This window comes from Rheinheimera pacifica, assembly GCF_024809855.1.
In the GTDB taxonomy this organism is placed as follows: Bacteria; Pseudomonadota; Gammaproteobacteria; order Enterobacterales; family Alteromonadaceae; genus Alishewanella; species Alishewanella pacifica_A.
This window is the reverse complement of the sequence record NZ_JANUEM010000013.1, coordinates 74125-88383: the sequence shown is the minus strand read 5'-3', so window position 1 is coordinate 88383 and position 14259 is coordinate 74125. Positions and strand designations below refer to the sequence as shown.

The following is a 14259-nucleotide window of genomic DNA, read 5'->3' as shown; positions in this document are numbered from 1 at the left end:
ACAGATAAATGCAAAGCTGACAAACGGAGAATTAGAATATGGACATTCTGCAACAACTGCAGCAAGCCCCTAAACGCTGGCTGGTTACCGGTTGCGCCGGTTTTATTGGTTCTAATCTGGTAGAGGCACTGTTAAAGGCCAACCAGCAGGTAGTAGGGCTGGACAACTTTGCCACCGGCCATCAGCGTAACCTTGACGAAGTACAAACTCTGGTTAGCCCGGCACAGTGGGCTAACTTTAGCTTTATTAACGGCGATATCCGCCAGTTGGCGCACTGCCAGCAAGCCTGCAGCGGCGTCGATTATGTACTGCATCAGGCTGCGCTGGGCTCAGTACCTCGCTCAATTAACGACCCCATTACCACCAACGACACCAATATCAGCGGCTTTTTAAATATGCTGGTGGCCGCGCGTGGCGCCGGGGTAAAGCGCTTTGTTTATGCCGCTTCCAGTTCTACCTATGGCGATCATCCGGCTTTACCCAAGGTTGAAGACGTTATCGGTAAGCCGTTATCGCCCTATGCTATTACCAAATACGTAAACGAGCTATACGCCGATGTATTTTCCCGCACTTATGGCTTTCATAGCATTGGCCTGCGTTATTTTAATGTGTTTGGCCCACGGCAAGACCCTAACGGCGCTTACGCTGCGGTGATCCCAAAATGGACAGCGGCCATGATCGCCAACGACGATGTAGTAATTAACGGTGATGGTGAAACCAGCCGCGATTTCTGTTTTGTTGCCAATGCGGTGCAGGCCAATATCCGCGCTGCGCTGGCCAATATCAGCCAGAGCGAGGTATTTAACGTGGCATTGGGCGATCGCACCACGTTAAACGAGTTATTTAACGGCCTTGTGCAAAGCCTGGCCGACAACGGTATTCACTATACTAAGGCTGCACAATATGGTGAGTTTCGCTCTGGTGATGTACGCCACTCGCAGGCCGACATCAGCAAAGCCAAAACCATGCTGGGTTATGCCCCTGAGTATCGCATCCGCGATGGCTTAAAACTGGCTATGCCATGGTATATTCAACAGCAGTAACGGTATTATATTGATCTGTGCCTGCGTACAGCAGGTTTAAACAACATAAATGGATTTAGGATGTTAAACATGAAAAATATCGCAGATAGTCAGCTGGCTATTATTGGTTTGGGCTATGTCGGCCTGCCGCTGGCGGTTGAATTTGGTAAACACTACCCGACACTGGGCTTTGATATTAACCAGGCCCGTATCAGCGAGCTGAATAAAGGCGAAGACCACACGCTGGAAGTAAGCAGCGAAGAGTTACAGCAAGCCAGTAAGCTTAGTTACAGCAGTAACCTCGACGATTTGCGCCGCGCGAATGTTTACATTGTTACCGTACCGACCCCAATAGACAAACACCGTCAGCCCGACTTAACGCCTCTGATTAAAGCCTCCGAAACCTTAGGCAAAGTGATAAAAGCCGGTGATGTGGTAATTTACGAATCTACCGTTTACCCTGGCGCCACCGAAGAAGACTGCATACCGGTAATAGAGCGTATATCCGGGCTTAAATATAATGTCGATTTTTTTGCCGGCTACAGCCCCGAGCGCATCAACCCCGGTGATAAAGAGCACCGGGTCACCACCATTAAAAAAGTTACCTCCGGCTCTACGCCAGATATAGCCGAATTTGTTGATAAGCTGTACGGCAGCATTATTACCGCCGGTACTTATAAAGCCAGCTCTATCCAGGTGGCAGAAGCTGCCAAGGTTATCGAAAACACCCAGCGTGATTTAAATATCGCGTTGATAAACGAACTGGCCGTTATCTTTAATAAACTCGGTATTGATACTGAGGAAGTGCTGCTGGCAGCAGGCACCAAATGGAACTTCCTGCCGTTTCGGCCCGGTTTGGTGGGCGGCCACTGTATCGGGGTCGACCCTTACTACCTAACCCATAAAGCCCAGGCCATTGGTTATCACCCCGAGGTTATCCTGGCCGGGCGGCGGATTAACGACAGCATGGGCCGTTATGTAGTAAGCGAACTGGTAAAAGCCATGGTAAAGCGCCGCGTACATGTGGCCGGTGCCAAAGTGCTGATAATGGGGTTAACCTTTAAAGAAAACTGCCCGGACATTCGCAACACCAAGGTGGTAGATATATTAGCCGAGCTAAAAGAATATGGTGTTACAGCTGATGTGTTCGACCCCTGGGTAGATACGCAAGAAGCACAGCATGAATATGGTATTACACCGTTACAGCAACCAGAGCCGGGCAGCTATGATGCAGTGATACTGGCCGTTGGCCATAAACAATTCCGCGATCTGGGTGCTGAGGGCATCCGCGCCTTTAGTAAATCCGGCGGCGTATTGTACGATTTAAAATACGTACTTAGCGCTACAGACAGCGATTTACGGCTGTAAATCGCTGGCGCTTAGTTTTATCCGCTAGCTTTTACCGGCAGTTATGGCGCCGATACGGTATAATCGGTGCCTGTTCTACTAACACAGCAAGCCAATGAATATTACACCTAGCCGTTTAGCCGGTTGTTTACTGTTGCAGCCAAACCGCTTTAGCGATGAACGCGGCTTTTTCCAGGAAAATTACCGCGCTGCTGCTTACTATGACGCAGGTATTACCGAGCCTTTAGTACAGGATAACTGGTCACGCTCGGTAAAAGGTGTACTGCGCGGCATGCATTTTCAGCGCAACCAGCCCCAGGGCAAGCTTATCAGCGTGCTACGTGGCGAAATTTATGACGTTGCCGTAGATATCCGCAAAAATTCAGCCACTTTTGGCCAGTGGCAGGGTGTAGTGTTATCTGAAGATAATGCGCAGCAACTGTGGTTGCCACCGGGCTTTGCTCATGGTTTTTTAGTGCTGTCAGATGTTGCCGACGTAATATACAAAACCAGCAGTTATTACAATGCCGCCGATGAAGCCAGTTTCTGCTGGAATGATTCACAGCTGGCTATTAGCTGGCCGGCAGTGCCACAGTTGTTGTCGGCAAAAGACGCCGCCGCCCCCGGTTTTAGCGCGGCGCTGGCATGAAGCTATTAATACTGGGCGCTAATGGCCAACTGGGGCAGGCTCTGCTGCAACAGTTAAAACAGCCGCGACAGTTGCAACAGCAGTTTCAATGCCTGGCGCTCAATCGTAGCCAGCTGGATATTACCGATATCAGCGCTGTTACTACTGTTATGGCACAGTACCGGCCAGATGCAGTAATAAATTGCGCCGCTTATACCGCCGTAGATCCCGCCGAGCAGCAAGCTGCCACCTGCATTGCTGTTAATGGCACCGCTGTAGGGCAACTGGCTAAGCTTTGCCAGCAGTACAACAGCTTATTGCTGCAGTTCTCTACCGATTATGTGTTTAACGGCCAAAGCAGTGCTTATACCGAGCAAGATACTGCCGCCCCGCTTAACGTGTATGGCCAGTCTAAATTACAGGCCGAGCAGGCAATACATGCTACTTGCAGTAAATATGTTATTTTGCGAACCAGTTGGTTATTTAGCGAATTTGGCCATAACTTTTACCGCACTATGCTAAAGCTGGCGCAACGCGGCCAGATAATTCAGGTGGTTAATGATCAATTTGGTTGCCCGACATACGCCGGTGATCTTGCCGCAGCAATAGTGCAACTGTTACAGCGCTATCAGCAGCAGGGCAGTTTAGCCTATGGTATTTATCATTTTGCTGGCAACCCGGCAGTTAGCTGGTATCAGTTTGCCCAGGCTATTTTTGCAGCGCATCAGCTTAAGGTTAATCTTCAGGCAATTGGCAGCGCTAACTGGCCAACCCTGGCTGTACGCCCGGCCAACTCAATACTTGACTGCAATAAATTTTGCGATACATTCGCTATCGCAATACCGCAGTGGCAAGCTGTGCTGCAGCAACTCGCTTCAGGAGACTGCAATGATATTACAGCCTAAAATGGAATTGCTTCTTTGAACACCTCAGTTAATCAATGGTATTTGCTGTACTGCAAACCGCGCCAGGAGCTAAGAGCGCAACAGCATCTGGCCAATCAGGGCTATAACTCTTTTTTACCGCAAATATCGCTGCAAAAACTGTGCGGTAACAAATGGCAGCAGGTTACTGAACCACTGTTTCCGCGCTATCTGTTTTTGCAGATCAGCAGCAGTGAGCAGCTTAATATCCGCGCCATTCGTGCAACCCGTGGTATCAGCGATTTTGTCCGGTTTGGCAGCCAGCTGGCAACTGCACCTAACGCGTTGGTGCAGTTACTTACACAGCAGCAAATTACTCTTAAACAGCAGCCTGCAGATTGCCGCTTAAAAAAAGGTGACGCAATCAGTATTGTTAATGGCCCATTCAGTGGGCTACAGGCAGTGTTCGATACCGCCGATGGCGATAAACGCAGCGTTATTCTGATCAGTATGTTGGGGCAGTGGGTAGCTGCGGTGGTAGATAACCAACAGATAGTGGCGAAAAAGCATACAGACGCACGCTGATAAGACAGAAAAGCGCGATAACATTCGATTAATCAGCAAAAAAACGGTAAAATTTTGCAGTTTTTTGCCAATGCCGTGGTCATAGCTGTTGCTTTAACGGTGGCGTTTTATAACAAGGCTTTTACCATCAGGCATTAGGGTGCTGTAACCTAATGGCGGTAGCGTGCCTGAAATCATACAATTTAGCCGTCAGGATCAATAACAACACTGGAGTTTACGGGTGCTTAAATTTGTTCAGTTTGCCTGCTTAGCCATAGGTTTAAGTATAGGATGCATAGGTAGCGTTGCCGCTCAATCTGCTACGCCGTCACCGGCGATGATAGAACAATTCCAAAAATTGCCCCGAGCCGAGCAAGAACGCTTAGCCCGGCAATATGGCTACAACTTACCGTCATCCTCTCGTAGTAACAGTAATAACAACAGCAGCGGTGCAAGCAATGAAATTCAGCAGCAGGAGTTTTTACAACCTCAACTGCCAGAGCCTGAAAATGATGATGACGACAGTAAAGAAGCAAAACGCTTCGGCCTGAAACTGTTTAATAGTAACGCCAGTACTTTTGCCGCATTAACCAATGTGCCGGTGCCCGATACTTACATATTGGGCCCGGACGACAGCTTATTATTACAGCTATATGGTAAAGAAAACCTCGAATACGATTTGCGTATTGGCCGTGATGGCAGCCTGAATATCCCCGAGATAGGCCCGGTTACGCTGGCAGGGTTAAGTTTTAACCAGGCCCGCAGTTTAATTGCCGAACGGGTTCGTTCTGCCAAAATCGGCGTAGAGGCCGCAGTCAGTATGGGGCAAATGCGCACTATTAACGTTGTTATTGCCGGTGAAGCAAAAAGGCCCGGTATTTATGCTGTATCAGCCTTAACCACGGTAACCCAGGCATTATTTGTTGCCGGCGGCGTGTCAGATATCGGCAGCCTACGAAATATCCGCGTAAACCGCGCCGGTAAAAATATTTCTCAGTTTGATTTATATCAGTTGCTGTTAAAAGGCAATGCCGTTAACGACATCAATCTGCAACACGGCGACGTAGTATTTGTGGCACCCGTAACAGCTATGGCCGAAGTAAAGGGCGAAGTACAGCGCCCGGCTATTTACGAACTTACCGCAGATGACACCCTGCAAAACTTATTACAAATGGCCGGTGGTACCAAAGCCGGTGCCTACCCGAAAAACGCCGTACTTGAGCGTTTTAACAGCAATAACTTGCGCGACTTACGTAACCTGGATCTAACTCAGCGCAGTGCACAGCAAATTACCGCGCAAAATGGTGACGTACTGCAAATATCAGCCACTTCGCCGCGTATTGAAAATGTAGTAACCGTTGCCGGTGCTGTAGTTCGCCCGGGCCAGTTTGCCTGGCAGCAAGGCATGCAAGTAACCGATTTACTACCATCGTTATGGTCTGGCCTGCATATGGTAGCCGATCTGGATTATGCCCTTATCGTGCGCGAAATTAATAATGCCGGCGATATCGATGTGCTGCAGTTTAATATTGGTAAAGCCATCACCGAACCTGGCAGCAGCGACAATCTGCAATTACAACCGCGCGATCGCATACTGGTATTTCCGCATGGTGGCAGTAGTTATAACCGCGAAGCCTTATACGCAGAGCTAAAGAAAAAGACTGAAGTCAGCAATATTAAACCTGAGGCAGCCCTACTTAAAAAAACTAACTACGGCTATGTTACTGCCGAGCAGGAAGAGCAAATAGGCTATCACCTTAGCCAGTTAATCGGTAATATCTATAAAGATGCAGCTTTATTGCCATTGTCAGCCTATTTTACCCGTAGGGAATTATTAACACCGGTACTGCAAAAAATTAGCCAGCAGGCCCGGCATAATCAGCAACCCAAGCTGGTTAGTGTTAGCGGTAATGTAAAAGTGGCTGGCACTTACCCGCTAACGCAACAAGCCACAGTAAGCGATCTTATTATTGCCGCCGGTGGCCTGGCGCAATCAGCTTTTGTCAGCCGGGCAGAGCTAACCCGCGCTATGGTAACTGACAATCTCAGCATAGAGGCGCAGCATATAGCAATTAATTTAAACGAGGTATTTAGCGGCACTAATAATGTAGTGCTGCAAAGCCGTGATAGTTTAAACGTATTTGAAACACCAGACTGGGATGTCAATCGCAGTATTACCCTACGCGGTGAAGTGCGCTTCCCTGGTGTCTACAGTATTCAGCAACATGAATCATTAGAAGATGTAATAAAACGCGCAGGTGGTTTAACCGAGCATGCCTTTATTCAAGGTGCTGTGTTTACCCGCACCGGTGTGCAGCAACAAGAAACCGAACAACAGAAAAAACTGATCGAACAGCTAAGGGCTGATATCGCCGGCCGCGCTTTATCAGCTCAGGGCTCGCCGACAGCGCCAGCCGATGTAATTACCATGATAGCCGAACTGGAAAAACAAAAGCCGGTCGGTCGTCTGGTTATCGACCTTGAAGGCGTTATCAGTGGTAACCCTTTACACCATATTCAGGTACAAAATGGTGATCAGCTTATTATCCCAAGGCGTAACCATACCATTTCAATACTGGGCGAAGTACAACATGCCAGCAGTCATCGTTTTGACCCTAAAAGATCACTGGACGATTATCTGAAACTAGCCGGCGGCATGCGTAAACGCGCCGACGAAGAGCGGGTATATGTAATACGGGCCGATGGATCGGTACTGGTGCCAGAAAATAACTGGTTTGCCGTGTCCAGCTCGCGCCTGCAGCCGGGCGATACCATCATCGTGCCGCTGGATACAGAGTATAAAGATAATCTTACGCTATGGGCCCAAATTACGCAGATCTTCTATCAGTCTGCAGTAGCGATAGCGGCGCTTAATTCGTTCTAAGTTATGACTGTTGAGTGCTAAGTGTTGAGTTTTAATGATTAATGATAAGTGAAGCTTAGTGCAAGTAAGCTTTAACAAGGAACAACATGTCTGAAAACACAAACCCATCGCAATCTCGCGTTGCCGATGACGAAATCGACTTACGCGAGCTATTTGCAGCTATATGGCAAGGCAAATGGATTATTATCGCCGTTACTACAGTATTTGCTGTTGCGTCGGTGTTCTACGCGTTAAGCCTGCCAAACATTTATAAAAGCGAAGCGTTACTGGCGCCTGCCAGCGAACAAAAAAGCAACGGTTTATCAGGGCAGCTGGGCGGTTTGGCGGCGCTGGCTGGGGTTAATTTGGGTAGTGGCGCAGGTGTTGATAAAACAGCACTGGCTATTGAAATAATAAAGTCACGCGATTTTTTAGGCCGTTTTATTGAAAAACGAATTCAGCTGCAGGATTTGATGGCAGTTAAAAGCTGGGACCTTGCCAGTAATACGCTTAACTATGATGCAGAAGTATATGATCGAAATAACCAGCAATGGCTACGTGAAGCAAAACCGCCTAGACAAGCTGAACCCTCAATACAAGAAGCTTATAAGGTCCTTTCTGATAAGCTAAATATCAGTACTGATGCTGCAACCGGCATGGTGAAACTTAGTGTTGAGCATATTTCACCTTTTATAGCGCAAAGATGGGTTCAAATGTTGGTGGCAGATTTAAATCTTGAAATGAAAATGCGTGATATTGAAGAGGCAGAAAAGAGTATTGCTTATCTGCAGCAACAAATAAGCCAAACTAACATTTCAGATTTAAGAGCGGCTTTATATTCTTTAATAGAAGAGCAAACCAAAACCTTAATGTTGGCTAATGTTCGTGAAGAATATGCGCTTAAAGTAATTGACAAACCAATAGTTCCAGAGGAAAAAGCAAGGCCTGCACGTCCAATAATTGTAATTGTTTTTACTTTCTTGGGAGGCTTCATGGCAATTATTTTAGTCATATTGCGATATTATTTATTGCAGAGCAAAAAGAGTAACCAAAAGACATGAAGTTGAATTTAACGAGCACAAATGTTGCAATTATTGGTCTGGGATATGTCGGCCTGCCACTGGCAGTTGAATTTGGCAAACACTACCCAACCCTGGGTTTTGATATTAACAAAACTCGTGTTGCTGAGCTGCAACAGGGTGTGGATCATACGCTGGAGGTAAGCGGTGCCGAGTTGGCAGAAGCAGACCAGCTTAGTTACAGCTGTGAGCTTGATGACTTGCGCCGAGCCAATGTGTATATTGTTACCGTACCGACACCGATAGATGAGCATCGGCAACCGGATTTAAGCCCGCTGATCAAAGCTTCCGAAACCTTAGGGAAAGTTATAAAAACCGGTGATGTGGTGATTTACGAATCTACCGTTTACCCCGGTGCCACCGAAGAAGACTGTATTCCGGTAATCGAGCGCGTGTCGGGCTTAAAGTATAATGCCGATTTTTTTGCTGGCTACAGCCCCGAGCGGATAAACCCGGGCGATAAAGAGCACCGTGTTACCACCATTAAAAAAGTTACCTCAGGCTCTACACCAGATATCGCCGAATTTGTTGATAAGCTGTACGGCAGCATCATTACTGCCGGTACTTATAAAGCCAGCTCTATCCGGGTGGCAGAAGCCGCCAAGGTCATTGAAAACACCCAGCGCGACTTAAATATCGCGCTGATAAACGAACTGGCGGTAATCTTTAACAAACTCGGTATCGATACCGAAGAAGTGCTGCTAGCAGCCGGCACCAAATGGAACTTCCTGCCGTTTCGGCCGGGTTTAGTCGGTGGCCACTGTATAGGGGTAGACCCTTACTATTTAACCCATAAAGCTCAGGCTGTTGGTTACCACCCTGAGGTTATCTTAGCTGGCCGGCGCATTAACGACAGCATGGGCTGTTATGTAGTAAGCGAGCTGGTAAAAGCCATGGTAAAACGTCGGATTCATGTATCTGGTGCGCGCGTATTGGTAATGGGTTTAACTTTTAAAGAAAACTGCCCTGATATCCGTAACACCAAAGTGGTGGATATCCTGGCCGAACTGAAAGAATACGGCGTTGCGGCTGATGTGTTCGACCCCTGGGTAAATATTGCTGAAGCACAGCACGAATACGGTATAACACCGATTTGTAAACCCGTGGAAGGTAATTATGACGCCGTTATATTAGCCGTTGGCCATAACGAGTTTAAGACCATGGGGGCCATAGGGATTCGGCAGCTTTGCCGGCCTGACAGTGTAATTTACGATTTAAAATACATATTAGATAAAAATCTGGTAGATATCCGTTTTTAATATTGAAAGAGTGAGATTATGAAGAATTTTGCATTAATAGGTGCGGCAGGCTATATAGCACCACGTCATATGAAAGCAATTAAAGAGACAGGTAATAATCTGGTTGCGGCATTAGATAAAAATGATTCGGTCGGTATTATAGACAGCCACTTTCCTGATGCGGATTTTTTTACTGAGTTTGAACGATTTGATCGGCATATAGATAAATTACGCCGCGCCAACAATGGTAAGCAAGTAGATTATGTTGGTATTTGTTCTCCCAATTATCTGCATGATTCTCATATGCGTTTTGCTTTACGTGCCGATGCCGATGCGATTTGTGAAAAACCGCTGGTGTTAAATCCTTGGAATATTGATGGCTTACAGGAAATAGAGAAAGAAACCGGCCGCAAAGTAAATACGATTCTGCAGTTGCGTTTACACCCTGCGATTATCGCGCTCAAACAAAAAGTGGCGGCCAGCCCGGCCGATAAAAAATTTGATGTTGACCTTACCTATATCACGTCACGTGGTCACTGGTATTTACAGTCGTGGAAAGGCGATGATAAAAAGTCTGGCGGCATTTCAACAAACATTGGTGTGCATTTCTATGACATGCTGCATTTTGTTTTCGGAAAATTGCAAGATAATAAGGTACATTTCAACTCGCCGACTAAAGCTGCTGGCTACCTGGAATATGAGAAAGCCAGAGTTCGCTGGTTCCTTTCTGTAGATGTTAATGATATTCCTGCAGATGTGCGTGCTGCCGGTCAGCGTACTTATCGCGCTATTACGGCAGACGGCGAATCAATTGAGTTTTCTGACGGTTTTACTGATTTGCATACCGTTAGTTATCGGGAAATCCTTGCAGGCAATGGCTTTGGTTTGGAAGAAAACCGGGTAGCAATTGAAACAGTCGCCAATATTCGTAATTCTTCTATCAGCCCTCTGGTAGGCGACTACCACCCATTCGTATCTAAACTGGTCAAGTAAAATGAGCAATTATCAGGTACATCCCAGCGCTATTGTTGACGATGGCGCTGTCATTGGTGAGGGCTCACGTGTTTGGCATTTTGTCCATGTGTGCAGCGGTGCAAAAATTGGCAAAGGTGTGTCTCTTGGTCAAAACGTCTTTGTTGGCAACAAAGTTACCATTGGCGACAAGTGTAAAATTCAGAATAATGTGTCTGTGTATGACAACGTGCATTTAGAAGATGGCGTGTTCTGCGGCCCCAGCATGGTGTTTACCAATGTGTATAACCCACGCTCGTTAATTGAACGCAAAGACGAGTATCGCGATACTTTAGTCAAAAGAGGGGCTACGCTAGGTGCCAACTGCACTATCGTCTGTGGTGTAACCATAGGTGAATTTGCTTTTGTTGGTGCCGGGGCAGTGATAAATAAAAATGTACCTGCATATGCTTTAATGGTTGGTGTACCAGCAAAGCAGATAGGTTGGATGAGCGAGTTTGGCGAACGCTTAAACCTACCGGTGTTGGGAGAGGGCGAAGAGCTATGTCAACATTCCGGTGCCAGTTACGTTCTAAAAAATAATTCTTTAAGTAAGGTTGGCTAACATGCAGTTTATTGATCTGGCAGCACAGTATCAGCAGTTAAAACAGCGTATCGATAAACGAATTCAGGCTGTATTAGACCACGGCCATTATATTATGGGGCCAGAGGTTGAAGAACTGGAGCAACGGCTAGCTGAATATGTTGGTGTAAAGCATTGTATCAGCTGTGCAAATGGTACAGACGCTCTGCAACTAGCTATGATGGTGTTAGATATTAAGCCTGATGATGCGGTATTTTGCCCAACCTTTACGTTTTTCGCTACGGCTGAAGTTGTGGCCTATGCTGGTGCCACACCGGTGTTTGTCGACTCGGATGTTAGTACCTTTAATATTTGTCCTCAAGATTTAGAGCGTCGTATCCAGCAGGTAATAGCCGAAGGAAAATTAATCCCCCGAGCTATCATCGCGGTAGATTTATTTGGTTTACCAGCTAACTATCCGGAACTTGAAAAAATTGCCGCAAAATACCAGCTTAAATTGATCGAAGATGCCGCTCAGGGATTTGGTGGCGAGATAGAAGGCAAGCGTGCCGGTAGTTTCGGCGATATTGCCACTACCAGTTTTTTTCCAGCTAAACCTTTAGGCTGTTATGGTGATGGCGGCGCAATCTTTACCAATAGCGATGAATATGCCGCTTTGTTCCGCTCATTTAGGGTTCATGGTAAGGGTAAAGATAAATACGACAATGTGCGTATAGGTATCAACAGTAGGTTAGACACATTGCAAGCCGCTGTTTTGTTGGAGAAACTGGCTGAATTTCCAACAGAGTTGGTCGCGAGAAACAAGCTGGCCAGATATTACACCGGGCAATTGTCTGATAGCTACATAAAACCCCTGCTGCCGAAGAGCTATATAAGCTCATGGGCACAGTATACGCTTGTAAGCAATAACAGAGATGCCGATATGGCTAAGTGCAAAGAAAAAGGTATTCCAACAATGGTTTACTATGGCACTTGTATGCACCAGCAGACTGCATTTAGTGCATTGGGTTACACAGATGAAGACTTCCCGGTAGCCTCTCGTTTGGCTAAACAGGTATTCAGCTTGCCGATGCATCCATATATGACGGAGCAAAGTGCTGAGCTAATTGCTGATTTCGTTAATCAATCTTCACAGGTAGTTGGATGAAAATACTCGTTACCGGTGGTGCGGGCTTTATAGGCTCTGCAGTTGTACGTCATATTATCAATAACACGGCTGATTCTGTCGTCAATATTGATAAATTAACCTATGCAGGTAATTTAAACTCATTGAAGCAAGTCGCGGCAAATGAGCGATATGCATTTGAAAAAGCCGATATTACTGACGCAGGCGTGATGCAGGCTTTGTTTGCTAAGCACCAGCCTGATGCTGTTATGCACCTGGCTGCAGAGAGCCATGTTGACCGCTCTATAGATGGCCCTGCGGACTTTATTGAAACTAACATAGTAGGTACTTACACACTGTTAGAGGCTGCACGCAATTACTGGAAGGCGTTACCGGAAGGGCGTAAACAGGCATTCCGCTTTCATCATATTTCAACTGATGAGGTGTATGGTGATTTACATGGCACAGATGACTTATTTACTGAAACCACGCCATATGCGCCCAGTAGCCCTTATTCGGCCAGCAAAGCCAGTTCTGACCATTTAGTCCGCGCCTGGCACCGTACTTACGGCTTGCCGGTTATTGTCACTAATTGCTCTAATAACTATGGCCCTTATCATTTTCCGGAAAAGCTGATACCGCTGATAATCTTAAATGCCCTGGCAGGTAAGCCATTGCCAGTCTATGGCAAGGGTAATCAGGTGCGCGACTGGCTATACGTAGAAGATCACGCCCGTGCTTTGTACAAGGTGGTAACCGGGGGCGTAGTTGGTGAAACCTATAACATCGGTGGCCATAACGAAAAGCAAAATATCGATGTGGTGAAAACCATTTGCGCTATTTTGGAAGAATTAGCCCCTATTAAAAACTCAACACTTAACATTGAAAACTACGAAAGTCTCATCACTCACGTAACTGATCGCCCCGGCCACGACCTGCGCTACGCGATAGACGCCAGCAAAATTGAGCGCGAGTTGGGCTGGAAGCCAGAAGAAACCTTCGAAACCGGCTTACGTAAAACCGTAGAGTGGTATTTAAATAATAAAGACTGGTGGCAAGCTGTGCTGGATGGCAGTTACAAGCTGGAACGCTTAGGGCAGGGAGCATAACAGATGAAAGGCATAATATTAGCCGGTGGCTCCGGCACCCGGCTGTATCCCATTACCCGTGGTGTATCTAAGCAGTTACTGCCAGTATACGACAAGCCGATGATTTACTACCCCTTATCAGTACTTATGTTGGCCGGGATTCGTGACATTCTTATTATTACCACGCCAGAAGACCAAGCCGCTTTTCAGCGCTTGCTGGGCGATGGTAGCGAATTTGGTATTAACCTCAGTTACGCAGTACAAGCAAGCCCTGATGGCCTTGCACAAGCCTTTATCATTGGCGAACAATTTATCGGCAAGGATAATGTATGTTTGGTGCTCGGCGATAATATTTTTTACGGTCATGGTCTGCGTCCGAAACTGCTAAGCGCAGCCTCAAGAGACTCTGGCGCCACTGTATTTGGCTATCAGGTAAAAGATCCTCACCGCTTTGGCGTTGTTGAGTTTGATGAAAGCTACAAAGCGATTTCGATAGAAGAAAAGCCAGCCAAACCAAAATCAAATTACGCGGTTACCGGACTGTATTTTTATGATAACGATGTTATCGACATCGCTAAAAATATAGCGCCATCAGCTCGGGGTGAGTTAGAGATTACCTGTGTCAATAATGAATATTTAAAACAGGGTCGCTTGAATGTAGAGCTATTGCGAAGAGGCTTTGCCTGGTTAGACACAGGTACATATGACAGTTTGATAGAAGCGAGTGCTTTCGTTCAAACAGTCGAACACAGACAAGGTTTTAAAATTGCGTGTTTAGAAGAAATTGCTTGGAGAAATGAGTGGTTATCAGAAGAGCAGTTAAAAAAATCCGCAAAAATAATGTCTAAGAACAGCTACGGTGAGTACTTAAATACTCTGAGTGAAGCTAACAAATAAGAAATTATAA

General features: G+C 46.5%; 13 protein-coding genes. All 13 read left to right on the top strand.

Annotated features, from left to right (window positions below):
• Positions 1-38: 38 nt before the first annotated feature.
• A complete protein-coding gene (locus M2404_RS15780) occupies positions 39-1043 on the top strand; it encodes an SDR family oxidoreductase (RefSeq protein WP_259240726.1) in 1005 nt (334 codons plus the stop codon).
• A 69-nt stretch (positions 1044-1112) separates the two neighbouring features.
• Positions 1113-2390: a Vi polysaccharide biosynthesis UDP-N-acetylglucosamine C-6 dehydrogenase TviB gene (tviB, locus tag M2404_RS15775; RefSeq protein WP_259240725.1), complete on the top strand. Its 1278-nt coding sequence runs from the start codon at positions 1113-1115 to the stop codon at positions 2388-2390.
• Positions 2391-2484: 94 nt separating this feature from the next.
• Positions 2485-3018, top strand: a complete 534-nt coding sequence (rfbC, locus tag M2404_RS15770) for a dTDP-4-dehydrorhamnose 3,5-epimerase (protein ID WP_259240724.1) — start codon at positions 2485-2487, stop codon at positions 3016-3018.
• Entirely contained in the window at positions 3015-3902 is an 888-nt protein-coding gene (gene rfbD / locus M2404_RS15765) for a dTDP-4-dehydrorhamnose reductase (RefSeq protein ID WP_259240723.1), read from the top strand. Before rfbC ends, rfbD begins: the two co-directional genes overlap by 4 nt.
• 15 nt (positions 3903-3917) lie before the next feature.
• Positions 3918-4445, top strand: coding sequence for a transcription/translation regulatory transformer protein RfaH (rfaH, locus tag M2404_RS15760; RefSeq protein ID WP_259240722.1), 528 nt, complete (start codon positions 3918-3920; stop codon positions 4443-4445).
• Positions 4446-4665: 220 nt separating this feature from the next.
• The gene (locus M2404_RS15755) at positions 4666-7308 is read left to right on the top strand and encodes an SLBB domain-containing protein (protein WP_259240721.1); all 2643 of its coding nucleotides are present in this window, start codon (positions 4666-4668) and stop codon (positions 7306-7308) included.
• An 86-nt stretch (positions 7309-7394) separates the two neighbouring features.
• Positions 7395-8348, top strand: a complete 954-nt coding sequence (locus tag M2404_RS15750) for a Wzz/FepE/Etk N-terminal domain-containing protein (protein WP_259240720.1) — start codon at positions 7395-7397, stop codon at positions 8346-8348.
• A complete protein-coding gene (tviB, locus tag M2404_RS15745) occupies positions 8345-9625 on the top strand; it encodes a Vi polysaccharide biosynthesis UDP-N-acetylglucosamine C-6 dehydrogenase TviB (RefSeq protein WP_259240719.1) in 1281 nt (426 codons plus the stop codon). The genes M2404_RS15750 and tviB (M2404_RS15745) overlap by 4 nt, the downstream gene beginning before the upstream one ends.
• An 18-nt stretch (positions 9626-9643) precedes the next feature.
• On the top strand, positions 9644-10597 hold the full coding sequence (locus M2404_RS15740) for a Gfo/Idh/MocA family oxidoreductase (RefSeq protein WP_259240718.1): 954 nt from the start codon (positions 9644-9646) through the stop codon (positions 10595-10597).
• Position 10598: 1 nt separating this feature from the next.
• Positions 10599-11180, top strand: a complete 582-nt coding sequence (gene wbpD, locus M2404_RS15735) for a UDP-2-acetamido-3-amino-2,3-dideoxy-D-glucuronate N-acetyltransferase (protein ID WP_259240717.1) — start codon at positions 10599-10601, stop codon at positions 11178-11180.
• A gap of 1 nt (position 11181) precedes the next feature.
• A complete protein-coding gene (locus M2404_RS15730) occupies positions 11182-12306 on the top strand; it encodes a DegT/DnrJ/EryC1/StrS family aminotransferase (protein WP_259240716.1) in 1125 nt (374 codons plus the stop codon).
• Positions 12303-13373 carry a dTDP-glucose 4,6-dehydratase gene (gene rfbB / locus M2404_RS15725; RefSeq protein ID WP_259240715.1) on the top strand — a complete coding sequence of 357 codons (1071 nt, stop codon included), beginning with the start codon at positions 12303-12305 and terminating at the stop codon, positions 13371-13373. The genes M2404_RS15730 and rfbB overlap by 4 nt, the downstream gene beginning before the upstream one ends.
• Before the next feature lie 3 nt (positions 13374-13376).
• Positions 13377-14249 (top strand): glucose-1-phosphate thymidylyltransferase RfbA, encoded by an 873-nt coding sequence (gene rfbA, locus M2404_RS15720; protein ID WP_259240714.1) that lies wholly within the window; start codon positions 13377-13379, stop codon positions 14247-14249.
• The last annotated feature ends 10 nt before the right edge of the window (positions 14250-14259 follow it).

Bases quoted from the DNA above. Each gene is read 5' to 3' on its own strand.
- M2404_RS15780 (WP_259240726.1), top strand. From the start codon at position 39: ATGGACATTCTGCAACAACTGCAGCAAGCCCCTAAACGCTGGCTGGTT.
- tviB (WP_259240725.1), top strand. From the start codon at position 1,113: ATGAAAAATATCGCAGATAGTCAGCTGGCTATTATTGGTTTGGGCTAT.
- rfbC (WP_259240724.1), top strand. From the start codon at position 2,485: ATGAATATTACACCTAGCCGTTTAGCCGGTTGTTTACTGTTGCAGCCA.
- rfbD (WP_259240723.1), top strand. From the start codon at position 3,015: ATGAAGCTATTAATACTGGGCGCTAATGGCCAACTGGGGCAGGCTCTG.
- M2404_RS15750 (WP_259240720.1), top strand. From the start codon at position 7,395: ATGTCTGAAAACACAAACCCATCGCAATCTCGCGTTGCCGATGACGAA.
- tviB (WP_259240719.1), top strand. From the start codon at position 8,345: ATGAAGTTGAATTTAACGAGCACAAATGTTGCAATTATTGGTCTGGGA.
- M2404_RS15740 (WP_259240718.1), top strand. From the start codon at position 9,644: ATGAAGAATTTTGCATTAATAGGTGCGGCAGGCTATATAGCACCACGT.
- wbpD (WP_259240717.1), top strand. From the start codon at position 10,599: ATGAGCAATTATCAGGTACATCCCAGCGCTATTGTTGACGATGGCGCT.
- M2404_RS15730 (WP_259240716.1), top strand. From the start codon at position 11,182: ATGCAGTTTATTGATCTGGCAGCACAGTATCAGCAGTTAAAACAGCGT.
- rfbB (WP_259240715.1), top strand. From the start codon at position 12,303: ATGAAAATACTCGTTACCGGTGGTGCGGGCTTTATAGGCTCTGCAGTT.
- rfbA (WP_259240714.1), top strand. From the start codon at position 13,377: ATGAAAGGCATAATATTAGCCGGTGGCTCCGGCACCCGGCTGTATCCC.